Source organism: Massilia agri (assembly GCF_024753255.1).
Taxonomy (GTDB): Bacteria; Pseudomonadota; Gammaproteobacteria; order Burkholderiales; family Burkholderiaceae_D; genus Telluria; species Telluria agri.
The window spans coordinates 156,186-179,444 of sequence record NZ_JANUHA010000006.1 but is presented as its reverse complement, the minus strand read 5'-3'; the positions used below and the strand labels follow the sequence as shown (position 1 = coordinate 179,444).

The following is a 23,259-nucleotide window of genomic DNA, read 5'->3' as shown; positions in this document are numbered from 1 at the left end:
AATTACCAGACCGCCTTGCCCGAAGCGTCTTTCACATTGGCGCGCCAGGCGTCCTGCACCAGCTTGGTCACGCTGTCCGGCATCGGCACGTAGTCCAGCTCGACCGCGGCGGCATCGCCGTTCTTGTAGGCCCAGTCGAAGAACTTCAGGACTTCCTTGCCGCGGTTGCCGTCAGCCTGGCTCTTGTGCACCAGGATGTAGGACACGCCGGTGATCGGCCAGCTGGCCTTGCCAGGCTGGTTGGTCAGCACCACGGCGTAGCCCGGGGTGCCGGTCCAGTTGGCGCCGGCGGCTGCCGCCTTGAAGGCCTCGTCGTCCGGCTGCAGGAAGGCGCCGTCCCTGTTCTGCAGCTGGGTGTGCTGCATCTTGTTGCGCTTGGCGTAGGCCCACTCGACGTAGCCGATCGAGCCCTTGATGCGCTGCACGTTGGCGGCCACGCCCTCGTTGCCCTTGCCGCCCACGCCGACCGCCCACTTGACGGTGGTGCCGGCGCCGATCCTGCTCTTGAACTCGGGGCTGACTTGCGACAGGTAGTCGGTCCACAGGAAGGAGGTACCCGAGCTGTCGGCGCGGCGCACCACGGTGATGTCGTCCGCCGGGAGCTTGACGCCCGGGTTCAGGGCGGCGATCTGCGGCGCGTTCCACTTGGTGATCTTGCCCAGGTAGATGTCGGCCAGGACGGCGCCGGTGAGCTTCAGCTGGCCCGCGGCGAGACCGGGCACGTTCACGACCGGCACCACGCCGCCCATGATGGCCGGGAACTGGAACAGGCCCGATGCGTTCAGCTCGGCCGCCGGCAGCGGCATGTCCGAGGCGCCGAAGTCGACGGTCCTGGCCTTGATCTGCTTGATGCCGGCGCCGGAACCCACCGATTGGTAGTTCAGGCCGTTGCCCGAGCTTTTCTTGTACATCTCCGCCCACTTGGCGTAGATCGGATAGGGGAAGGTTGCGCCGGCGCCGGTGATGTCGGCGGCCTGGGCGCCGGCTGCGATGGCGGCGATGGCGAGGGAGGCGAACAGGTGCTTCATGCGCATGATGGATCCTTTCGGAGGCTGGGACGGGTCCCGGTTCATTGACGCTGCGAAGTCTACTGGCCGAATATGACAAGTTGATGACAGATGTAATAATTCGGCGGAGCGCCGCCATCATGCGCCGCTTTCCCGGGCGGACGCACACGGTTGTATCACGCCCGCGGAGCCCGGCGGTGGCGGGCTCGGGTGATGCAAAAATATTCACGGAACGGCCTTCCGGCGGCCTTGTAAATACGCCGCGCTCTGCTAAGCTGAAAGCGTGTTCTTCATAGGGAGGGGATGCTGAAAGGCGTTGATGTTTATGTTCGATATTGCAGTGTTTGGCATACTTGCAGGCCTGGCCGGGCTGGTTGCTTACGAGATCTACCAAGAGACTCGCAGCGGCTCGGAAACCTGGCACGATCACTATCACGAATAGTGCCGGCCCGCTTGTCCGGGCCATGTCATAAAGCGACAAAGCGGCGAGGCCCAGAGGGCGCTCGCCGCTTTGCTTTTGTAACAGCGCACGCGCGGAGCGCGCGGATGGTGACTCCTCAGCGCAGGTAGCGCGCGATCGCCGTCATCGCATTCAGTTCCAGGTTCAGGAACTGGAATCCCACCTTGAATTCGCCACCGCTGAAGATGCAGTACAGGGCCTTGGCGCGGGCGCTGATGGGGACCGCCTTGCCGTCGACCAGCAGTTCGAAGGCGACGACGCCGGCCTGGCCGACCAGCAGGGGGTCCGGCAGGTTGATGCTGACGCCGTTGGCGCCGATGTCGCTGGTGCGCCCGGTGACGGGGGCCTCGCCTTCCATGGCGACTTTCGCCCGCGTGCGCAATACCTTGCGTTCGGTTTTCCTTTGTTCTGTAAACACGTTAAGCTTGACGAGTGAAAATGGATCGAGGCTGCATTATAAAAGCTCAGTCGAGTTCGCGCAGCTTGGTGAAGGCCTGGTCGATGCGCTCCACCGAGATAATGGTCATGCCCTCGATTTTCTGTTTCGGCGCATTCCCCTTCGGGATCACGGCGATCGAGAAGCCGAGCTTGGCCGCCTCGCGCAGGCGCTCCTGGCCCCGCGGCGCCGGACGGATCTCGCCCGCCAGCCCGACTTCGCCGAACACCACAAGTCCCCGCGGCAGCGGCTTGTTGCGCATCGAGGAGTTGATCGCCAGCAGGACGGCAAGGTCGGCCGCCGGCTCGGTGATCTTGACCCCGCCCACCGCGTTGATGAACACGTCCTGGTCGAAAGCGGCGATGCCGGCGTGGCGGTGCAGGACCGCCAGCAGCATGGCCAGGCGGTTCTGTTCCAGGCCGACAGACAGGCGGCGCGCGTTCGGCAGGTGGCTGGCGTCGACCAGGGCCTGGATCTCGACCAGCAGCGGGCGCGTGCCCTCCTGCGTCACCATCACGCAGGAACCCGGCACCTGGCTGTCGTGTTGGGACAGGAACAGGGCCGAGGGATTCGACACGCCCTTCAGGCCCTTCTCCGTCATGGCGAACACGCCCAGTTCGTTGACGGCGCCGAAGCGGTTCTTGATCGCCCGCACCAGGCGGAAGCTCGACTGCGTATCGCCTTCGAAATACAGCACGGTGTCGACGATGTGCTCGAGCACGCGCGGGCCGGCCAGGGCGCCCTCTTTCGTGACGTGGCCGACCAGGATGATGGTGACGCCGGTCTGCTTCGCCACGCGGGTGAGCTGGGCCGCGCATTCGCGCACCTGGGCCACCGAGCCCGGGGCCGAGGTCAGCGCGTCCGAATACAGGGTCTGGATCGAGTCGATCACCGCCACTTCGGGTTTCAGGTCCGCCAGCGTGCCGAGGATTTTCTCGAGCTGGATCTCGGCCTGGAGTTTCAGCTCGGCCGAGTCGACCGACAGGCGGCGCGCGCGCAGCGCGATCTGGGCGCCGGATTCCTCGCCGCTGACATACAGGGTGTTGCGGGTGGCGGCCAGGTTGCTGAGTGCCTGCAGCAGCAGGGTCGACTTGCCGATGCCGGGGTCGCCGCCGATCAGCACCACGCCGCCCGCGACCAGGCCGCCGCCCAGCACGCGGTCGAATTCCTCGATGCCGGTGCCGAAGCGCGGCACGTCGAGCGCCTCGATGTCCTTCAGGGACAGCACCGGCGCGGTCTGCGCCAGCGCCTTGTGCGCCGTCTGCGACATGCGGTTCACGCCCTGCGGCTCGACGACGGTTTCCACCATCGTATTCCAGGCCTTGCAGTCCGGGCACTGGCCGGACCAGCGCGCGGAGGTCGCGCCGCACTCGCTGCAGGTATAGGCGGTTCTTGATTTAGCCATCTGTTCCCATTCTTCCTTCGGTAACGCGCACCCGCCCGGCGAGTGCGCACATCAATTCGTAGCCGATCGTGCCGGCGCTGGAGGCCACCTCGTCGATCGGCAGGCCGTCGCCCCACAGCAGCACCTTGCTGCCGATGCGCGGATTGCGGACCGGCGTCAGGTCGACCGTCATCATGTCCATCGAGACCCGGCCCACGAGCGTCGTGCGCACGCCGTCGACGATCACTGGCGTGCCGTGCGGCGCGTGGCGCGGGTAGCCGTCGGCATAGCCGCAGGCCACCACGCCCACCGTCATGGGACCGTCCGCCACGAAGCGGCTGCCGTAGCCGACGGTGTCGCCCGCCTGCAGTTCCTGGATGCCGATGACCTCCGAGCGCAGCGTCATGGTCGGGCGCAGGCCGTAGTCCGCCGCCGCGCGTCCGCCCGGCGTGCCGCCGTAGAGCATGATGCCGGGGCGGACCCAGTCGTTCGACAGCGCATCGCCCAGGTCCGGCTGGTGCAGCACCCCGCCGGAGTTCGACAGGCTGCGCTCGCCCGGCAGCTCGCCGGCGCCGAAGCGGAAGCGCCGCACCTGCTCGGCGATGGTCAGGCGCGGGTGCTCCAGTTCGTCCGCATTGGCGAAGTGGGTCATGTGGGTGATATTGCGCACGCCCGGGATCGCGCGCAGGCGTTTGTACGCCGCCGCATACTCGTCCGGACGAAAGCCGAGGCGGTTCATCCCGGTATTCATTTTCAGGTGCACGTCGATCGGACGGTAGAGCTGGGTATATTCCAGCATCTTGACCTGCTCGATATTGTGGACCGCGCTATTGATATTGTGTTCGGCCAGCAGGGGGATGTCGGAGGCATCGAAGAAGCCCTCCAGCAGCAGGATCGGCTTGATCCAGCCGCTGGTGCGCAGCTGCAGGGCGCCTTCGGTCTCGACCAGGGCCAGGCCGTCGGCCGTCGCGAAGCCGCGCATGGCCCGCTCCAGGCCATGGCCGTAGGCATTGGCCTTGACCACGGCCCAGACCCTGGACATCGGCGCGTAGCTGCGCGCCTGGGCCAGGTTGTACTGCATGGAGTCGAGGTGGATGGTGGCGAAAATCGGGCGGGGCATCGTCGAAACCGGCCGTTTTGGGGCGGCCCGGATGGTTGACTGGGAAGCCCTCCATTCTACCGGAGAGGCGAAGAGCCTGCTGCTGACAAGACTCCTTTTCTTTTTGCGCGGGGACCATTCATGGTATAAAGCAACTCGGACCAGTTTTTACTCTTTTCGAATGAACCGTGGTTTTTATACCATCATGGCGGCGCAGTTCTTCTCGTCGCTGGCAGACAATGCGCTCCTGTTTGTTGCGATCAGTCTGCTGACGTCGATGAACGCCCCGGCTTCGCTGACACCCCTGCTGAAGCTGTCATTCGTGCTCTTCTATGTGCTGCTGGCCGCCTTCGTCGGCGCCTTCGCGGACTCGCTGCCCAAGGGCCGCGTGATGTTCATCGCGAACCTGATCAAGATTTCCGGCTGCGCGCTGATGTTCCTGACCGTGCATCCGCTGCTGGCCTATGCCGTCGTGGGTTTTGGCGCGGCCGTGTATTCGCCCGCCAAGTACGGCATCCTGACCGAACTCCTCCCGCCCGAAAAACTCGTTCCCGCCAATGGCTGGATCGAGGGCCTGACCGTCATGTCGATCATCCTCGGCACCGTCGCCGGCGGCACCTTGGTAAGCGAGCGCGGATCCAGTTTCCTCCTCGGCCTGGGCATGCCCGGCATCGAGACCGGCGCGGAAGCCGCGATGGCGGTGGTGGTCGGCGTCTACATCCTGGCCGCCCTCTTCAACCTGCGCATCCCCGACACCGGCGCGCGCTACGAGCACCAGGAGCGCAACCCGGCCAAGCTGATCGCCGATTTCGCCAACTGCTCGGCCACCCTGTGGCGCGACAAGCTGGGCCAGATCTCGCTGGCCGTCACCACCCTGTTCTGGGGCGCCGGCGCAACCTTGCAGTTCATCGTGCTGAAGTGGGCCGAGCGCTCGCTGCACATGCCGCTCGACAAGGCGACCAACCTGATCGGCGTGGTCGCCATCGGCGTGGCGCTGGGCGCGGCCATGGCGGCGCGCATGATCCCGCTGCGCAAGTCGCTGACCGTGATCCCGCTCGGGATCATCATGGGCCTCGTGGTCTGCAGCATGGTCTTCGTGACCTCGGTGAACCTGGCCTACCCGCTGCTGGCCCTGATCGGCTTCCTGTCGGGCTTCTTCGTGGTGCCGATGAATGCGCTGCTGCAGCACCGCGGCCACGTCCTGATGAGCGCCGGCCACTCGATCGCGGTGCAGAACTTCAACGAGAACCTGTCGATCCTGACCATGCTGGCGCTGTACGCCATCATGATCACCCTGAACCTGGACCTGGACATCATCATCGTCCTGTTCGGCATGTCGGTGGCGGGCATCATGTTCTTCATCGGCCGCCGCCACGCCGCCAACCAGCGCGAGCACGACTCGCTGGCGCTGATTGGCGAGCACAAGCATTGATACGTTTTACGTATCACAGGACCGGAAATTTAATATTTTCTATATCGTAGGGTGGTCGGCTTCGCCGACCGCGCGTTCAAATCACGCCCGCATCTACGCATCGGCATTTTGAACGCGCGGGCGGGAAACCCGCCCACCCTACGAAACCGCCTTCACCATCCTTCTTGCCGCGGCGCGTTCGCGCCAGTCGTTCGGCACGATGAAGCCGCGCTCGATCTCCTCGATCTTCCCGGGCTGGTAGCGCACGCTCGACACCAGCACCGGCGTCGACGAAGTCTCGAATTGCGCGGACAATTCCGCATGCAGCTGGGCGCGGCTCATCATCCAGGTCGCCGACTGCGCCTTGAAGGGCGCGAGCCACTGCAGGCGCGGCAGCATCAGGAATTCATCCCCGGCCAGCGTGTCGATCTCGTCGAGCGCGCACCAGAAGCCGCGGCAATGGCCGGCGGCGATGCCGCGCATCCCGGGCCAGCTGCCCGATGGGTAGAACAGCCAGCCTTTCACCAGCGCCTTCGCCTTCGAGACGGGGCGCGGCAGGAGGGCCTGGGCGGCCGGATGCCCGCCCAGCGAGAGCTGGCGCTCGAAGACCTTGCGCATCTTGATGCCGAGGCTGTCGGCCAGGTTCGGGCCGACCAGTGCATCGAACTGCTGCCCGCCCTCCCCGTCCAGCAGATAGAACTTGGTCGCGAACTCGACGTGCTCGACCGCATCCGGCCCATCCTCCAGCAGGAAGTCGAATTCGCCGACGGTGTCGTTGGGGCTGGCGCGCACTTGCAGGCCATGGGCCACCAGGCGGCCCTGCTGCGCGAAATAGAAGGCCATCAGCTTTTCGGCATACAGGCCGAGGCGCGTGTGGACCTTGGCGCCGAGCGCTTCGTCGAGCGGCGCGGGATCGGCGTCGAGGCGATTCAGCCATGCTGCCGTTTCCGGCGTCACCGGTCCCAGGGTGGCGATGCGCCCGGCCCAGACGGGATCGCTCGCGTCCAGCAGGTCCGGCGCATCGAGCAGCCAGGCCAGCGCCCGTACCCGGGCGCGCCGCAGGTGGCCCCAGCGGCGGTGGAAGCGTTGCTGGTAGCTCTCAGCCGGCGCTTCCATCGGCTGTCTTTGCCCGGCACAGGTCGGCCCATGCCAGCGCCTTGTCGCCGGGGCGGCGCAGCAGCTCGCCCGGATGCAGGGTGGCGACCATCGGCACCTCGTTCAAGGCATGCACGGCCCCGCGCGAACCGGCGAGCGGCTCGGACAACGGCTTGCCGAGCAGGCCGTTGGCGGCCACCTGGCCCAGGGTCAGCACCAGGCCGGCGCCAGTGAGCTCGCGTTCGCGTTCCAGGAAGGGACGGCAGGCCGCCGCTTCTTCCGGGGTGGGCGCGCGGTCGCCGCCGCTCGCGTTCGCGGGACGGCATTTCACCAGGCTGGTCACGTACACATCGCGCTCGCGCGAGAGGCCGACCGCGGCCAGCATATTGTCGAGCAGCTTGCCGGGATCGCCCGTCATCGGCTGACCGGCCTTCTCATCGATCGCGCTGGCGGTGCCGGCGGCGACCAGCCAGCGGGCCTGGCGCGCGCCGGCGCCGAGCACCGGCTTGCGGCCCGCGCTGCAGGCGCTGCAATGCCGGCAAGCGGCGACGGCCTGGCGCAGGCCGGCCCAGTCCAGGGTCGAGACGTCGACCCGCTCCGGTTCGGCCTCCACGCCCCAGGCGCTGTCCTCCTGCACGGGAGGCGTCCAGGCGGGCTTCGCGGCCGGCTCGGCCACCTGGCGCGGCATCGGCGGCGGCGCCAAGGAAGGCGCGGGCGCTGCCGGCTCGGCCGGCACAACCGGCTCCTCTACCACCTCGGGTTCGGCCTGCGGCGCCGCACGCAGCTGCCACAGGGGCCCGATTCCCATCTCGGCCAGGAAGGCCGCGTCGCGGTCGCTCAGGCGGTTCACAGATCGATCCTCATCACGATGGCATCCTCGCGCTGCCCGGCGTGCGCCGGATAATAACCCTTGCGGCGGCCGATTTCCCGGTAGCCGTAGCGGCGGTAGACCGCCAGCGCGCGTTCGTTCGAGGGGCGCACTTCCAGCAGCACCGACAGCATGCCCTGCCCGCGGGCGCGCGCGCCGATGCAGTCGAGCAGATGGCGTCCCAGGCCCTGGCGCTGGCGGGCGGCGCACACCGCCACGTCCAGCAGGTGCGCCTCGTCCACCGCGTACATCAGGAGATAGTAGCCGGCCAAGGCGCCGTCGGCATCGCGCACGGTCCAGGCGTCGTAGCCGCTGGCCAGCGATTCCGTGAAGTTCGCGCGGCTCCAGGGGTGGGGAAACACGCTGCACTCGAGCGCATACACCTCGTCCACGTCGGACGCCTGCATGGGCGCGAAGCGCAGCCCTGTCGCCGACTCCAGCACCGTCATGTCCCGGCCTTCGCAGCGTTGATCGCCTGGCGCTCGGCGCTGGTGTAGGCCACCTTGTTGCGCAGGTAGAGCGGCTGGGCCTGGGCCGCGGGTACGGCCTTCCCCAGCGCGAAGGCGGGAGCGGCCAGCACCGCCATCTCGCGCGCATGCGGCAGGATGTCGTCCAGCGCCCCCTGAGCGAAGTCCTTGCCCGCGAAGGCCTCGGGATAGGCGGAGAAGCCGTTGCCGCAGGCCGCCAGGCCCTCGCGCGCCACCGGCGCCACGGCGTCGGGCGCGGCCAGGGTCGGGGCGACGACCTCGCTCCAGGCGCCGGCGGCCGCGTCATAGCGGTACTGCGCCCAGTAGACCTCGTTCATGCGCGCGTCCAGCACCGTCACTACCTCCACGGCGCCGGTGCGGGCGCGGCAACTTTCCGCCATCGCCGCCAGGGTCACCAGCGGCAGCACCGGCAGTTTGGCGCCGAAGGCCAGGCCCTGGGCCACGCCGCAGGCCGTGCGCACGCCGGTGAAGGAACCGGGGCCGGCGCCGAAGGCGATCGCGTCGCAGTCGGAAAGTAGCATGCCGGCCTCGCCCAGCAGTTCCTGCACCATCGGCAGGATCGATTGCGAATGGGTGCGCACGCCGGATGTGGAACGCTGGAAGACGGTGTCCCCGGCCAGCAGCGCGCAGGAGGCGAGCTCGGACGAGGTTTCAATGGCAAGAATCTTAGGCATGCGACTATTTTACCCGCTCGGCCAGCGGGCGGCCACGGCGGCGCGGTGCCGCACACGGGCCCAACACGCGGTAGAATTCGCCTCATGCAAAGCCTGACCCTGGATTCCAGCACCCGCGAAGCCATTTTGGCCGCCATTTCCGGCGACGCCCTGACGGTGGCCTGCCTGTGCGCCGCCTGGTGCGGCACCTGCTCGTCCTACCGCGCCACCTTCGAGGAACTGGCCACGCGCCACCCGGACAAGACCTTCGTGTGGATCGACATCGAAGACCAGGCCGACCTGGTCGGCGACCTCGACGTCGAGAATTTCCCCACCTTGCTGGTCCAGCGCGGCGACACGGTCGCCTTCTTCGGCACCATGGTGCCGGACGGCGGCGTGGCCGACCGCCTGGTGCAGGCCCAGGCCGAGCAGTCGCCCGAGGAACTGGCGCGCCTGGCCGCGTCCAGCGAGGAGCGACGCGGCTGGCAGCGCGACTGCAACCTGCGCGAATTACTGGCTGCTTGAGCTCAGCCGCAGTGGCAGGCTGCGCAGCCGCTGCCCGGTGAGTCTGAACACCGCCGCCGCCACCGCCGGCGCGACCGGCGGCACGGCCGGTTCGCCCACGCCTTCCGGATGTGCGCTGCTCGGCATGATGATAGTCTCGACTTCGGGTGCCTCGCTCATGCGCAGCACCGAATAGTCGCCGAAGTTCGACTGCTCGACCTTCCCGTCCTTGAGCGTGATTTCGCCATGCAGCGCGGCCGACAAGCCATAGACCACGCCCGACTCCACCTGCTGGGCCACGATGTTCGGGTTCACCACCAGGCCGCAATCGATCGCACACACCACGCGGTGCACGCGAATGGTCCCCTCCCGCACCGAGACCTCGGCCACCTGGGCCACCGTGGTCCCGAAGGAGCGGTGCAGCGCCACGCCATGCGCGCGCCCCTCTTCCGGCTGGCCGGCGCGCGCCACCGCCGCGTCCAGCACGGCCAGCGCGCGTGGATGCTCCTGCAGCAGGGAGCGCCGGAATTCGACGCTGTCGCGCCCGGCCGCATGGGCCAGCTCTTCCACGAAGGTCTCCTTGAAGAAGGCATTGTGCGAATGCCCGACCGAGCGCCAGTAGCCGAGCGGCACCGGGCTGTCCACGATCACGTGGGCGATGCACTGGTTCGCGATCCCGTACTGCATGTCGTAGGCGCCTTCGGCCGTGGTCTTGTCCGGCCCCAGGCCCGGCAGGCCGAGGTTGCGCGGGAAGTACTGGTGGCCGATGGCGCCGCCGGCCGAGCGCGCGTCCCAGGCCAGGATATTCCCCTTCGCATCGAGATGGGCCTTGTAGCGCGCCAGCGCGGCGGGTCGGTAGACGTCGTGGGTGGTGTCGTCTTCGCGGCTCCAGATCAGCTGCACCGGCTTGCCCTGCAGGCTTATTGCGACCGTGACGGCCTGCGCCACCATGTCCGCCTCCAGGCGCCGGCCGAAGCCGCCGCCCAGCAGCATCACCTCGATGGCCACGTCCTCGCGCGCCACGCCCGCCACGCGCGCGGCCACGTCCACCGCCACGCTCGGCACCTGGGTCGAGACCCACAGGCGCACCTTGCCGTCCACGACCTGGGCGGTGCAGTTGATCGGCTCCATGGCCGCGTGCGCGAGATAGGGCGCACGGTACTCGGCCGACACGGTCACCGCGGCGCCAGTCACATCCTGGCTGCCGGCCTCATGGTAGGCAAAGCCGCCCTCCTCGTCGAGCGCCCGCGCGAACGACTCGAACAGGGTTTCGGTGGACAGGCGCGCATGTGCGCCCTCGTTCCACGTGACGGGCAAGGCATTCGCCGCCTGGCGCGCCTGCCACCAGCTGCCGGCCACGACCGCCACGCCGGCGCCCGCGCCGGTGAGGTCCCCGGGCGTGCCCGGCACCGGCACCACCGCCTGCACGCCCGCCATCCGGCGCACCGCGCTCGCATCGAAAGCAGCCAGCGTGGCGCCCACCATCGGCGCCATCTTGACCGCCGCATAGACCATGCCGGGAGGACGCGCATCGATGCCGAAACGCGCGGCGCCAGTGGACTTGACGTGGCTGTCCACGCGTCGCAGCGGCTTGCCGATCAGGCGGAAGTCGCGCGGCTCCTTCAGGCGCACATCCGTGCCGTCGATTCCCTCGCCCACCCGTGCGGCGTCAAGCGCCAGCGCGCCATAGCCGAGCCGGCGGCCGTCCGGATGCAGCACGAAGCCGTCCTCGGTGCGCAGCTTCGCCACCGGCGCCTTCCACTGTTCGGCCGCGGCCTTGAGCAGCATGGCGCGCGCGACCGCGCCCGCTTCGCGCATCGGCGTCCAGGCATCCTTGACGCTGGTCGAGCCGCCCGTGAACATGATGCCCAGTTCCCGTCCCAGCTTGGCCATCATCCACTGCGCGCCCTGGCGCAGCTGTCCGGTGTCGTCGGGGTGGAACGGCAGGTTCTCGCGCAGCACGGTCAGGTTGGCGAAGATCGGGTCGATCGGCGCCTGCGCCACGCGCACGGACTCGAGGGCCACGTCGAGTTCCTCGGCCACCAGGGTCAGGAGGGCCGTGTGCACGCCCTGCCCCATTTCGCTGCGCGGCACGACCACCGAGACGGTGCCGTCCTGCTTGACGGCGACCCAGCCGTTCAGCGCGACCGTGCCCTTCGCGACCGGCAGCGGTTCGCCCGTGTGCAGGCGCTGGCGCGGCGGCTGCACGCCCCAGCCGACCAGCAGGGCGGCGCCGCCCAGCAGGCCGCCTACCAGGTACTTGCGGCGCGTGCGTCCCTTGAGGCCGAGGCCTTCCTCAGGCTTCGCTTGCTGCGTCTCGTTCGGTGCTGCACGCTTCATCCGCTTCTCGTCTCCATCGTGTCAGTATGTCGTCCGGCCCCACGGGGCGGCTGTACAGGTAGCCCTGGGCGTGCCGGCAGCCGTGGCGCAGCAGGAAGGCGGCCTGCTCCTCGTTCTCGACGCCTTCCGCGATCACCGACAGGTTCAGGCTCTTGCCGAGCTGGATGATCGCCACCGCGATCGCTTCGTCGTTCGCATCGGTCGAGATGTCCTTGATGAAGCTGCGGTCGATCTTGAGGGTCTGCACCGGCAGCTGCTTCAGGTAGGCCAGCGACGAGTAACCCGTGCCGAAGTCGTCGATCGCCAGGCCCACGCCGATGGCATCGAGGTCGTTCACCAGCTGCAGGGCGTCGCCGGCATGCATGATGACCGACTCGGTCACTTCCAGCTGCAGCCTGCCCGGCCCCAGTCCGGCCTCGCGCAGGACGCCGGATACCTGTTCCGCGATGCTGCCGCGCTCGAACTGGCGCACCGAGAGGTTCACCGCGATCTTGGGCACGGCGAGCCCGGCCTTGTCCCAGCTTACCATCTGGCGGCAGGCCTCGGCCAGCACCCATTGGCCCAGCGGCTTGATGAAGCCCATGTCCTCGGCCACGGGAATGAAGCGGCTCGGGGCCACCAGGCCCAGTTCCGGATTCTGCCAGCGCACCAGGGCTTCGACGCCGACCAGGCGGCCGGTATCGATCTCCACCTGCGGCTGATAATGGAGAAAGATCTCCTGCTTCTCGACCGCGCGCCGCAGGAGGGCTTCCAGGCGCAGGCGCTCCAGCCCCTCGCCGCTCATCGAGGGAGAATAGAACTGGTAGCCGTTGCGGCCGCGCGCCTTGGCCTGGTACATCGCCACGTCGGCGTTACGCACCACCATGTGCACGTCCTCGGCGTCCTGCGGGAACAGGCTGATGCCGACGCTGGCGGTGACGAACAGCTCGTAGCCCGAGACGGTGAAAGGTTGTTCGAACAGGTTCACCAGCTTGCCGGCGACGTGGCCCGCGCCAAAGGCGCCGTCGACGTCTTCCAGCAGCACGATGAATTCGTCGCCGCCCAGGCGCGCCAGGGTGTCGCCCTCGCGCAGGCAGCCGCCCAATGCGCCCGCCACCTGCTTGAGCAGTTCGTCGCCGACATGGTGGCCGAGGGTGTCGTTGACGTTCTTGAAGCGGTCCAGGTCGATGAAGAGCACGGCCAGCTGTTCCTGCTCGCGCGCCGCGCGCACCATGGCGTGCTGCAGGCGGTCGTGGAACAGCAGGCGGTTGGGCAGCGCGGTGAGCGGGTCGTGGTGGGCCAGGTGGTCGAGCTTGTCCTGCGATTCCTTGACCTTGGTGATGTCGCTGAACACGCAGACATAGTGGGTGACCTGGTCCTCGTCGTCGCGCACCGTCGAGACGGTGAGCCATTCGAGATACACCTCGCCGTTCTTGCGGGTGTTGCGGATCTCGCCGCGCCAGAAGCCGGTGTCGGCAAGATCCGTCCACAGCTGCTGGTAGAACAGGTCGTCGTGGTGCCGCGCGCCGCCCGTTACGCGCGTCAGGCTGGAATGCCGGCCCAGCGCCTCGTTCTCGGTATAGCCGGTGATCTGGGTGAAGGCCGGGTTGGTCGCGATGATGCGCCCGTAGGCGTCCAGCACCATGACGCCGTCCGCGATGTGTTCCAGCACCGTGGCCGCCAGGCGCAGCTTTTCCTCGGCCTGCTTGCGCTCGGTGATGTCGGCGAACACCCAGATGCTGCCCTCGTTCGGCCTGGCAGGGTCGAGCGCGCAGCCGCTCACCAGCAGCCAGAAGATGGAACCGTCACGGCGCCGGAACTGCAGTTCCTCGCCGGTGTCCGGGCCGTGCGCGATGCGCGGGTATTTTTCCAGCCACAGGCGCTCGAATTCGGCGCGGCCCGGGAACAGGATCTCGGTCGACTTGCCGACCATCTCGCCCTCCCCGTAACCGAACAGGGCCTCGCCGCGGCGGTTCGCCGAGACGATGCGGCGCTGGCGCACGAACAGCACGCCGAACATCACGTTGTCCAGGATCGCGCCCTGCTCGGTGAGCAGGGCCTCGATGCGCATCTCGTCGTGCTTGCGCTCGCTGATGTCGTAGATGATGCCGTCGATGCGGAAGTTGTCCTCGCCCCACAGGCCCTGCGGCTGACCGCTCTCGAGCACCCAGCGCTCGATGCCGCCGGCGTCGACGATGCGGTATTCGACCTCGTAGGGACTGCCGGCCATCAGGGCCTCGCGCGTGACGCGGCGCTGCATGCGCCGGTCTTCCGGGTGGATGATGTTGGCCCAGTCGTCGGTGGTGGCCAGCATGAAGCGTTCGGCCGGATAGCCGGAGATGCCCTCGATGGCGTCGCTGACGAAGTCGATCGGTCCCCCGGGGCGGGCCCGGAACACGGCGCCCGGCACCTGGGTGACGATGGTGCGGAACTGTTCCTCGCGCCGCCCGATGTCGGCGAACAGCTGGCCGATCGCCATGCGCATGCGCTCCATCTGGCCGCCAAGGCGCCCCAGCTCATCGCCGCCGGCGAGGTGCAAGGGGGTGTCGAAGTCGCCGCGCGCCAGGCGGTCGGAAAAGCCGGTGAGCGTCAGCAGCGGCGACAGCAGGCGGCGCTTGAGCAGCAGCGCGATCAGCAGCAGCGAGACCGCCAGCTGGATCGCCAGCACCAGGGCGTAGTTGCGGCGTTTCGTTGCCAGCTCCTGCTGGGCAAGGTGGTCGGCCATCTCGATGGCCACGCGGCCGATCCTCTGGCCGCGCATGAGGACGTCACGCTCGGCGCGGTAGACCCTGGCGCCCAGCGGAACGGCCACACGCTGCTTGATCAGCTCGGCATTCTCCAGGCCGCGCACCTCGACGTGCACGATGGCCGGGTCGCGGACAAACGACTCGACCAGGGAACGGGCGGCCTCCGGATTCATGTCCCATAATGGCTGCTGCATGCCGAGCGCGAGGATGTCGGCATTGCGGCGCAGCGCATCGTGCAGGGCGCGCTCCGTCGCCTCGCGTTCCTGGACTCCGATCAGGAAGAAGCCGCCGAGCAAGGCAGGCGCCGCCAATCCGCCGAACACGACCAGCAGCAAGGCGCCATAAATCGAGCGCCCGTACAGCTTGCGCAGTCTGGACGGGAATCCGCGAAAGTGGGAACGTGACAGCGACATCGGCAATCGGTTGCGCCCCTCGTCGGGGCAAGCGCCTTCATTTATTTATAGCAAGGAATTTGTCCGATTATGCATGTTAGATTGCCACGCGTCATCAAATTGAACGCCGCACTGCGTATGCACGCCTGAGAGTGTCGGCGGCACGCGACAAGACTTGCTATGATTTAATTTATTTTTGAGGAGACACGATGAGCCTGTCCATGTATTCCGCCTCGGTGCCGGTGTTCCGCCAGATGCTGGGCGCACTCGCCGACGTGCTGGAAAAAGCCGAAGCCCACGCCCAGGCCAGCAAGTACGATGCTGGCGCCCTGCTGCAGGCGCGCCTGTTCCCGGACATGTTCCCCTTGATTAAACAGGTGCAGATCGCCACCGACTTCGCCAAGGGCGCCAGCGCCCGCCTGGCCGCCGTCGAGGTGCCGCGCTATGAGGACAACGAGCAGACCTTTGCCGAACTCCAGCAGCGCATCAGCAAGACCCTAGGCTTCATCGAGTCGCTGCCGCAGGACGTGTTCGAGGGCGCGCAAGAGCGCGCGATCACCCACGGCGCCGGCGAACGGGCGCGCCGTTTCGACAGCGGCGAGCCCTACCTCACCGGCTTCGTGCTGCCGAATTTCTTCTTCCACGTGACGACCGCATACGCGATCCTGCGCCATAACGGCGTGCCGATTGGCAAGCGGGACTTCCTGGGCCTTTGAGTTTCGTAGGGTGGACGGCTTCGCCGTCCGCGCGTTCAACTATATGGTGAATTGACGCACATCGTCCATTCTCAAGCTGGTTGAACGCGCGGACGTTCGTAATTCCGTGCATTGCCCGGAATTACCCCGTCCACCCTACCAAACCCGAGGCGCGACGTCAGGTATTCCGGCGCGGATAGCCCTGCGCCAGAATCCGCACCCACACCTTCTCTTTTTCCTCGGCGCTCATTGCCACCCAGTTGGCCACCTCGACATAGGTGCGCCCGCAGCCGCGGCAGACCTCGTCGAAGGTGGTCGAGCAGACGGCGACACAGGGCGTGTCGGGGCGCTGCGGGAGCGCCTCGTCAGGGCGCTCCACCGGCGCGCCGGCCTGGTCAGCGTGCGGGGCCGACATCGAGCTTGTCCCAGCCTTCATGGCCGAGCTTTTCCATGGTGTCGATATTCTTCTCGAAGATCTCTTCCGCTTCCGGGAAGGCCTCGACCGCGCGGTCGATGCTGTCCTCGCGCAGCAGGTGCAGGATCGGATACGGCGCGCGGTTGGTGTAGTTCGAGATGTCGTTCGGGTCGGTATCGGCGAACTGGTAGTCCGGGTGGAAACTCGCCACCTGCAGTTCGCCGTCCAGCTGCATGTCCTCGACCGCCGCGTCGGCGACGTCGAGGAACTCGTTGTAGTCTTCGAAATCCTGCAGCACGAAGGGGTGGATCAGCAGGGTCGTGTCGGTCTGTTCGGCCGGGGTGTCCGACAGGTGCTGCAGCTCGTCCATGAGCTGCTCGAGCAGGGCTTCGGGCGTCGTCGCGGACGACACGACATAGCGCACCTGCTCCTTCACGTAGACCGATTTGGCAAAGGGGCAGAGGTTCAGGCCGATGACGACCTTTTCCAGCCAGCGGCGGGTCGCGGCGACGATGGCCTCGTCGTCGGCGTTCGGGTTTGCGGTGCGCATGTTGAAACCTACAGAAGCAAGAAAGACAGGAGCCGGATTGTACGCACACTTTGCGTCGCCTCATAGATTTACAGCCAGCCGGGACTAGTTTACGCATGAGACCGAGCTGTCGGGCGCCAGGGTTTCCACTGCCGAGCCTGAGCAATATCTTCACCGATCTTGCAGCCATCTGGCGTCATCTCGTGTTTTCATGATGTCAATTTACGCAAATGAAGCTCGACAGGAAATTTGTAACGTTGGGGACATATTTCTTGACTGACTCAAGCATGTCTACGTACACTGGGCCCCTTGACCAGTACGTTCGTTCCTGAACGCAACAACGGAAAGCGATGCACGACATGATCCGAAGCACCCTCGCGACTGCCGCGCTGGCCCTCCTGGCCACCTCCCCCCTGGCGCAAGCCATGGACAATCCGGCCTCCCTCGCCGCCGCACCGATCACCCGTTCCGCCCTGCCCCTGGCGGCGAACGCGATCAAGGTGGACGAGTACAAGGAAACCGATGTGTGGGGTCGTATCCGCAGCGGCTACGCTATTCCGGACGTCAACAACAATCTGGTCAGCCGTCATACCCAGGCCTACAGCGCCCGTCCCGACAGCCTGAAGCGCATCTCGGGCCGCGCCTCGCCCTACCTCTTCCACATCGTGCAGGAACTGGAAAAGCGCGGCATGCCGACCGAACTGGCCCTGCTGCCGGTGATCGAATCGGCCTTCAACCCGCAAGCCCTGTCCACCGCCAACGCGGCCGGCCTCTGGCAGTTCGTGCCGGGCACCGGCAAGGACTACGACCTCAAGCAGAACATGTTCAAGGACGAGCGCCGCGGCGTGCTGGCCTCGACCGATGCGGCCCTGTCCTACCTGCAGCGCCTGTACACGATGTTCGGCGACTGGCAGCTGGCCCTGGCGGCGTACAACTGGGGTGAAGGCAATGTCCAGCGCATCATCAAGAAGAACCAGGCGCTGGGCAAGGGCACCGATTTCGAGAGCCTGGCCGAGCTGATGCCTGCCGAGACCCGCAACTACGTGCCGAAGCTGCAGGCCGTCAAGAACATCGTCGCCAACCCGCAGCAGTACAACGTGATCCTGCCGGCGATCGACAACCAGCCCTACTTCACCGCGATCGACAAGACCAGCGACATCGACGTCGCCGTCGCCGCCCAGCTGGCCGAGATGCCGCTCGACGAATTCAAGGCCCTGAACCCGCAGTTCAAGAAGCCGGTCATCACCGGCGGCGGGAAGACCAAGATCCTGCTGCCGAAGGAAAACGCCGAGAAGTTCCACCTGAACCTGGCCCAGTGGGGCCGCGAACTGTCGACCTGGACCACCCACAAGATCACCGGCGCGCGCGTCTCGATCGCGGCCCTGGCCTCGAAGTTCGGCACCACCCCGGAAGTGATTCGCCAGGCCAACAACATCCCGGCCAAGTCGACCGTCAAGGCCGGTTCGACCATCCTGGTGCCGAAGGTCTCCGCCTCGAACGCCGGCGACATCGCCGAAAACATCATCGAGAACGCGGTGGTGGCGTTCGAAGCCGAACGCAGCGCCAAGAAGGTCAAGGCCTCCAGCGGTTCGCGCTACAAGGCCAAGGCCCGCACCGGCGCCAAAAACCGCATCGCGCGCAATACTTCCTCCAAGCGCAAGCAGCGTTAATCTTCCCGCAAGCCGCCTCAGTTTCACCTTACGCCCGGCTTAAGCACCTTACTGACGCGTCCGCACGCCCGTGCAGACGCGTGCAGACTTTTCTGAACTGATGTATGATGTCGTTTGTGCGCTGCAAAAGAGCGTCCAAACAGACCGGACGCAGCAGTTCAACAGGTAGTACCGAGCAGTACAACAGCAGCATCGCAAGCCTTGGCGACAATCGATCGCCCTTCATTAAAAAGCCCTCCCGCCCTGCGTGTCAGCATCAAGACACCGTCCCGGCGCAAAGCTTTTGTGCCGAAATTTCTTTCATTACTGAGTCATTTCGTAGTCGTTGGTTCGCGTTGCTATTCTGCGCCCGTCATGTGACGACGCGCGATCATGATTTATTCCGAAAGTAAAAGTACACATGAGTTTTGAAGCACTAGGTTTACACGCGTCGCTCGTCAAGGCAGTCGCCACCGCCGGCTACACCAAGCCGACCCCGGTGCAGGAGCAGGCCATCCCTGCCGGCATCGCTGGCCGCGACCTGCTGGTGTCGTCGCAGACCGGTTCGGGCAAGACCGCGGCATTCATGCTGCCGGCCCTGCACAAGCTGGCCAATATGGAGCCAAGCCCGCAAGCCGCCCGTACGCCCGCACAGCAGGCGCAGTCGGCGCGCGCCCGTGGCGAACGCGTCCGCTTTACCCCGGCCCAGCCGAAGATGCTGGTCCTGACCCCGACCCGCGAGCTGGCCCTGCAGGTCACCACCGCGACCGAACAATACACTTCTGACATGCGCCGCATCCGCGCCGTGTCGATCCTGGGCGGCATGCCCTATCCGAAGCAGATGCAGCTGCTGTCGAAGAATCCGGAAATCCTGGTGGCGACCCCGGGCCGCCTGATCGACCACATGGAGTCGGGCAAGATCAATTTCTCGCAGCTCGAGATCCTGGTGCTGGACGAAGCCGACCGCATGCTCGACATGGGTTTCATCGAAGACATCGAGAAGATCGTCGAAGCGACCCCGGACACCCGCCAGACTATGCTGTTCTCGGCAACGCTCGACGGCGTGGTCGGCAATATGGCGCGCCGCATCACCAAGGATCCGATGGTGATCCAGATCGCCAGCGCCACCAACCGCCACGAGAATATCGTGCAGAAGGTGCACTTTGTCGACGACCTGTCGCACAAGAACCGCCTGCTCGACCACCTGCTGCGTGACGAGAGCCTCGACCAGGCCGTGGTGTTCACCGCGACCAAGCGCGACGCCGACATGATCGCCGACCGCCTGAACATCGCCGGCTTCGCGGCCGCCGCCCTGCACGGCGACATGCACCAGGGCGCGCGCAACCGCACCCTGGACAGCCTGCGCCGCGGCCAGGTGCGCGTGCTGGTGGCGACCGACGTCGCCGCCCGCGGCATCGACGTGCCGAACATCACCCACGTGGTGAACTACGACCTGCCGAAGTTCCCGGAGGACTACGTGCACCGTATCGGCCGTACCGGCCGCGCCGGCCGCAACGGCATCGCGATCTCGCTGGTGAACCACGCCGAGAACATGAACGTGCGCCGCATCGAACGCTTCACCAAACAGTCGATCCCGGTCGGCGTGGTGGAAGGTTTCGAGCCGAAGCGCGCCGCCCCGGCCCGCTCGGCCTCGCGTCCGGGCTGGAAGCCGGGCGACGGCCGCAGTGCCGGCAAGCCAGGTCAGCGCAGCTTCGCCAAGCCGTCCTACGGCGATCGTGCCCCGCGTGAAGGCGGCTATGCGCGTCCGCAAAGCGAAAGCCGTTACGCCGACCGTGGTCCGGATAGCCGGACCTCGCGCGAAGGCAGCAGCTTCGGCGATCGCCCGCAGCGCGAAGGTGGCTTCCGCCGGGACGCCGGACCGCGTGAAGGTGGCTATGGCGACCGTCCGCAGCGCGAAGGCGGCTACCGCCGTGACGCTGCGCCGCAAGGCGCGCCGGGCAGCGCTCCGCGTGAAGGCGGCTACCGCGGCAATCGCCCAGAAGGCGCCCGCCGTGAAGGTGGCTACAGCAAGCCGGCGCACCCGCGCTCGGCGGATAGTACCCGCCGCAGCTTTGGCGATTTCTGATCGCTGAGCGCTGAATGAAGAATGGCTGCCTCTGGCAGCCATTTTTGTTTGCGCTCGACGCGACCGCCCATCAGTCGCCGTCGCAGCCGTCCAGGCCGGGGTCATCGCCTACGCCGTCTGTCTCGCGGCGCGGCCAGAGCCGCCAGGGCCGCGGCCCGCCCAATTCGTCGTATGCGAGATCCACGCACTCGCGCTCGCGTTTTCGCCAATGGACGAGGCCCAGTCCCAGGGTCATGAGGGCGGCCGCGCACACCCCAAGGAGCAAGTCGCGTAGGCTATAGGCCAGCATTCCCGACACCACGCCGGCCGCGAACAGGAGCAGTCCCAGGCAGTCCCTCAGCGTCATCGTCACTTCTCCGTGTTTTTTTAAGGAATGACGATATCACGACCCGGCATATAATTGTGGTCCACGTTGACCCAGGTTCCAAGAGTGCGCAGGCGTATCCTCATCATCAGCCCCGCCGCTGCGCGGGATAATAACGGCAACTGGCAGACCGCGAGCCGTTGGGCGCGCTTCCTGCGCGGGCACTGCCAGGTCGAGGTCGCACGCGATTGGTCCGAGCAAGACCCTGCGCCCGACCTGCTGGTCGCCCTGCATGCGCGGCGCTCGGCCGCGGCACTGGCTGCCTTCACGGCGCGTCATCCGGATCGCCCGTCCGTGCTGGTGCTGACCGGGACCGACCTGTATCGCGACATCGCGATTGACGCGAACGCCCGGGCCTCCCTGCATCGCGCCCACGCCCTCGTGCTGCTGCAGCCTGCCGGCCTGGCCCTGCTGCCGAACGATCTGCGGTCCAGGGCGCACGTGATCTACCAGTCCGCGCCCAGCCTGCGTCCTCACGCACGCAGCCCAAATGCACGCCATCGCGACATCTGCATGGTCGGCCACCTGCGCGAGGAAAAAGATCCGCTGACCTTCATCCGCGCAGCCGGTCTGGTGACGGCGCCCGGCGCACGCCTCCTGCACATCGGCGGCGCGCTCGACCCGGCCCTGGGCGAGGCGGCGGCGCAGGCCGAAAGTCCGCGCTACCACTGGCTCGGCGCCCTGCCCCACGCGGCCGCGCGCCAGCGCCTGAAGCGCTGCCATGCGATGGCGATCACCTCGAAAATGGAAGGCGGCGCCAACGTCATCATCGAGGCGGTGACCAGCGGCGTGCCGGTGCTCGCATCCGATATCGACGGCAACCGCGGCATGCTGGGCGAGGACTACGCCGGCTACTTCCCTGCAGGCGACGCGGCCGCGCTGGCGCGCCTGATCGACCGCAGCATCACGGACCCGCATTTCGACACCCTCCTGCGCGGCCAGTGCGCGGCCCGCGCACTTCTCTTCGCCCCAGCCGCGGAGCAAGCGGCGGTATGCAAGTTGGTGGATAATCTCCTCTTTGCCGCGCCCGGCGCGCCCAACCAATACGATAGATCGCTAGGAGCACCATGAGCACCCTGCCAGACCAACCCATCAAACTGACCTCCTTCTCGCACGGCGGCGGCTGCGGCTGCAAGATCGCGCCGGGCGTGCTGGCCGAGATCCTCAATAAATCGACCGGCTTCCCGGTGCCGAAGGAGCTCATGGTCGGCATCGAGACCGCCGACGACGCCGCCGTCTACAAGCTCAACGACGAGCAGGCCCTGATCGCCACCACCGACTTCTTCATGCCGATCGTCGACGATCCCTTCGACTTCGGCCGCATCGCCGCGACCAATGCGATCTCGGACGTGTACGCGATGGGCGGCACGCCGATCATGGCGCTGGCCCTGGTCGGCATGCCGGTGAATAAGCTGCCGCTGGAGACCATCGGCCAGATCATCCGTGGCGGCGAATCGGTCTGCGCCGAAGCCGGCATCCCGATCGCCGGCGGCCACACCATCGACTCGGTCGAGCCGATCTACGGCCTGGTGGTGATGGGCCTGGTGCATCCGTCCAAGGTCAAGCGCAATGCGGACGCAAAGGCGGGCGACGTGCTGGTGCTGGGCAAACCGCTGGGCGTCGGCGTGCTGTCGGCGGCGCTGAAGAAGGATGCGCTCGGCCCCGAGGGCTACGCGGCGATGATCGCCAATACCACGAAGCTCAACAAGCCGGGCCGCCTGCTGGCCGACATGCCGGGCGTGCATGCGCTGACCGACGTGACCGGCTTCGGCCTGCTCGGCCACCTGCTGGAACTGGCGCGCGGCGCGCGACTGTCGGCGCAGCTCGACATGGACATGGTCCCGCTGCTGCCCGGCGTGCTGCAACTGGCGCAGGATGGCTTCTTCACCGGCGCATCAAGCCGCAACTGGGACGCCTACGGCAAGGACGTGGAACTGGGTGACGCCATCACCCCGGCCCAGCGCGCCCTGCTGACCGACCCGCAGACCTCGGGCGGCCTGCTGGTCTCCTGCGATCCGGCCAGCGTCGACGAGGTGCTGGCCCTGTTCGCGCGCGAAGGTTTCCTTGATGCCGCCGTCATCGGCCGTATGGCTGACGGCGCGCCGCGCGTCAGCGTCGCCTGACCATCTCTTCGAAGCGGTCCGCCAGCGCCTCGGCCCGGCGCGCCGCGTCGAAGCCGGCATGGCGCCGCGCAAAGGCGCCTGCCGCGTCGCGGTAGCCGGGCGCCTGCAGAAGATCGCGCACGAAGCCATCCCAATCCTGCGGCCCCGATGCATTGATCCCCGCCCCAATCTCCGCCACCCGGCGCGCCATCAGGTAGCTCTCCGCCGACACCGGCAGCATCAGCAAGGGCCGTCCCGCCAGCAGGGCCTGCGCCGTGGTCGCCTCGCCGGCATGGCAGACCACCAGCTCGCACGTGGCCAGGGCCGCCGGCATCGAGACAGGCGCCCGCGCGAAGCGCAGCAGCGGATTCGTGATCGGCGCTTGCGCCCCGCTGGCGACTTCCGGCATGTAGCACAGCACCCGGCAACCCCGGCGCAGCAGCGCCGCCAATGCCTCGCGCGAACCCGCTTGCGAAGCGCGCAGATAGGCGAACACGCGGGGACCGCTACCGTCGGGCCACGCCACCTCGCCGCCTGCTGGCGGCGCCGGGTTGGG

At 67.0% G+C, this 23,259-nt stretch carries 21 protein-coding genes; 7 read left to right on the top strand and 14 right to left on the bottom strand.

All coding sequences use genetic code 11. The annotated features are described in order from the left end of the window. Nucleotides 1–2: 2 nt before the first annotated feature. From pstS to alr, 4 genes are all read right to left on the bottom strand, one after another. Complete coding sequence (gene pstS, locus NX780_RS11145) at nt 3–1,034, bottom strand: phosphate ABC transporter substrate-binding protein PstS (RefSeq protein WP_258827935.1); 1,032 nt, start codon at nt 1,032–1,034, stop codon at nt 3–5. A gap of 530 nt (nt 1,035–1,564) precedes the next feature. Further along, nucleotides 1,565–1,885: a PilZ domain-containing protein gene (locus NX780_RS11140; RefSeq protein ID WP_258827934.1), complete on the bottom strand. Its 321-nt coding sequence runs from the start codon at nt 1,883–1,885 to the stop codon at nt 1,565–1,567. A gap of 46 nt (nt 1,886–1,931) precedes the next feature. After that, nucleotides 1,932–3,308, bottom strand: a complete 1,377-nt coding sequence (radA, locus tag NX780_RS11135) for a DNA repair protein RadA (protein WP_258827933.1) — start codon at nt 3,306–3,308, stop codon at nt 1,932–1,934. After that, complete coding sequence (gene alr, locus NX780_RS11130) at nt 3,301–4,407, bottom strand: alanine racemase (protein WP_258827932.1); 1,107 nt, start codon at nt 4,405–4,407, stop codon at nt 3,301–3,303. The genes radA and alr overlap by 8 nt, the downstream gene beginning before the upstream one ends. A gap of 160 nt (nt 4,408–4,567) precedes the next feature. Here alr and lplT point away from each other — a divergent pair, with 160 nt between their 5' ends. Beyond that, a complete protein-coding gene (gene lplT / locus NX780_RS11125) occupies nt 4,568–5,818 on the top strand; it encodes a lysophospholipid transporter LplT (protein ID WP_258827931.1) in 1,251 nt (416 codons plus the stop codon). 138 nt (nt 5,819–5,956) lie between these two features. Here the strand turns inward: lplT and NX780_RS11120 are convergent, their stop codons facing one another. The 4 genes from NX780_RS11120 to tsaB are packed head-to-tail and all read right to left on the bottom strand — an operon-like array spanning nt 5,957 to nt 8,922. Continuing rightward, nucleotides 5,957–6,913, bottom strand: a complete 957-nt coding sequence (locus NX780_RS11120) for a DUF1853 family protein (RefSeq protein ID WP_258827930.1) — start codon at nt 6,911–6,913, stop codon at nt 5,957–5,959. Beyond that, a complete protein-coding gene (locus tag NX780_RS11115; protein ID WP_258827929.1) occupies nt 6,897–7,742 on the bottom strand; it encodes a uracil-DNA glycosylase in 846 nt (281 codons plus the stop codon). Before NX780_RS11115 ends, NX780_RS11120 begins: the two co-directional genes overlap by 17 nt. Further along, entirely contained in the window at nt 7,739–8,209 is a 471-nt protein-coding gene (gene rimI, locus NX780_RS11110; protein ID WP_258827928.1) for a ribosomal protein S18-alanine N-acetyltransferase, read from the bottom strand. The genes NX780_RS11115 and rimI overlap by 4 nt, the downstream gene beginning before the upstream one ends. Next, on the bottom strand, nt 8,206–8,922 hold the full coding sequence (tsaB, locus tag NX780_RS11105; protein ID WP_258827927.1) for a tRNA (adenosine(37)-N6)-threonylcarbamoyltransferase complex dimerization subunit type 1 TsaB: 717 nt from the start codon (nt 8,920–8,922) through the stop codon (nt 8,206–8,208). Before tsaB ends, rimI begins: the two co-directional genes overlap by 4 nt. An 84-nt stretch (nt 8,923–9,006) precedes the next feature. Between tsaB and NX780_RS11100 the strand changes: the two genes are divergently transcribed. After that, on the top strand, nt 9,007–9,426 hold the full coding sequence (locus NX780_RS11100) for a thioredoxin family protein (RefSeq protein ID WP_258827926.1): 420 nt from the start codon (nt 9,007–9,009) through the stop codon (nt 9,424–9,426). Here NX780_RS11100 and NX780_RS11095 read toward each other — a convergent pair. Both NX780_RS11095 and NX780_RS11090 read right to left on the bottom strand, forming a co-directional pair. Then, on the bottom strand, nt 9,412–11,745 hold the full coding sequence (locus NX780_RS11095) for a xanthine dehydrogenase family protein molybdopterin-binding subunit (RefSeq protein ID WP_258827925.1): 2,334 nt from the start codon (nt 11,743–11,745) through the stop codon (nt 9,412–9,414). The two genes, NX780_RS11100 and NX780_RS11095, sit on opposite strands and share 15 nt — an antisense overlap. Continuing rightward, nucleotides 11,702–14,884, bottom strand: coding sequence for a bifunctional diguanylate cyclase/phosphodiesterase (locus NX780_RS11090; RefSeq protein ID WP_258827924.1), 3,183 nt, complete (start codon nt 14,882–14,884; stop codon nt 11,702–11,704). The genes NX780_RS11095 and NX780_RS11090 overlap by 44 nt, the downstream gene beginning before the upstream one ends. 188 nt (nt 14,885–15,072) lie before the next feature. Between NX780_RS11090 and NX780_RS11085 the strand changes: the two genes are divergently transcribed. After that, entirely contained in the window at nt 15,073–15,579 is a 507-nt protein-coding gene (locus NX780_RS11085; RefSeq protein WP_258827923.1) for a DUF1993 domain-containing protein, read from the top strand. A 157-nt stretch (nt 15,580–15,736) separates the two neighbouring features. On the opposite strand, the gene NX780_RS11080 is transcribed toward NX780_RS11085, so the two are convergent. Together NX780_RS11080 and NX780_RS11075 are read right to left on the bottom strand one after the other, a co-directional pair. Continuing rightward, the gene (locus NX780_RS11080) at nt 15,737–15,973 is read right to left on the bottom strand and encodes a DUF1289 domain-containing protein (protein WP_258827922.1); all 237 of its coding nucleotides are present in this window, start codon (nt 15,971–15,973) and stop codon (nt 15,737–15,739) included. Continuing rightward, nucleotides 15,954–16,523: a DUF1415 domain-containing protein gene (locus tag NX780_RS11075; protein WP_258827921.1), complete on the bottom strand. Its 570-nt coding sequence runs from the start codon at nt 16,521–16,523 to the stop codon at nt 15,954–15,956. The genes NX780_RS11080 and NX780_RS11075 overlap by 20 nt, the downstream gene beginning before the upstream one ends. A 329-nt stretch (nt 16,524–16,852) precedes the next feature. Between NX780_RS11075 and NX780_RS11070 the strand changes: the two genes are divergently transcribed. Then, a complete protein-coding gene (locus NX780_RS11070; RefSeq protein WP_370663598.1) occupies nt 16,853–18,172 on the top strand; it encodes a transglycosylase SLT domain-containing protein in 1,320 nt (439 codons plus the stop codon). 400 nt (nt 18,173–18,572) lie between these two features. Further along, on the top strand, nt 18,573–20,237 hold the full coding sequence (locus tag NX780_RS11065; RefSeq protein WP_258827920.1) for a DEAD/DEAH box helicase: 1,665 nt from the start codon (nt 18,573–18,575) through the stop codon (nt 20,235–20,237). A gap of 70 nt (nt 20,238–20,307) precedes the next feature. Here NX780_RS11065 and NX780_RS11060 read toward each other — a convergent pair whose 3' ends face one another. Then, nucleotides 20,308–20,583, bottom strand: a complete 276-nt coding sequence (locus NX780_RS11060; RefSeq protein ID WP_258827919.1) for a hypothetical protein — start codon at nt 20,581–20,583, stop codon at nt 20,308–20,310. Between the two features lie 84 nt (nt 20,584–20,667). On the opposite strand from NX780_RS11060, the gene senB reads away from it, so the two are divergent. Then, nucleotides 20,668–21,672, top strand: a complete 1,005-nt coding sequence (gene senB, locus NX780_RS11055; protein WP_258827918.1) for a selenoneine biosynthesis selenosugar synthase SenB — start codon at nt 20,668–20,670, stop codon at nt 21,670–21,672. Then, nucleotides 21,669–22,724, top strand: a complete 1,056-nt coding sequence (gene selD / locus NX780_RS11050; RefSeq protein ID WP_258827917.1) for a selenide, water dikinase SelD — start codon at nt 21,669–21,671, stop codon at nt 22,722–22,724. The genes senB and selD overlap by 4 nt, the downstream gene beginning before the upstream one ends. On the opposite strand, the gene NX780_RS25315 is transcribed toward selD, so the two are convergent. Next, complete coding sequence (locus NX780_RS25315; RefSeq protein WP_258827916.1) at nt 22,711–23,229, bottom strand: glycosyltransferase; 519 nt, start codon at nt 23,227–23,229, stop codon at nt 22,711–22,713. The genes selD and NX780_RS25315 overlap by 14 nt on opposite strands. Nucleotides 23,230–23,259 lie beyond the last annotated feature (30 nt).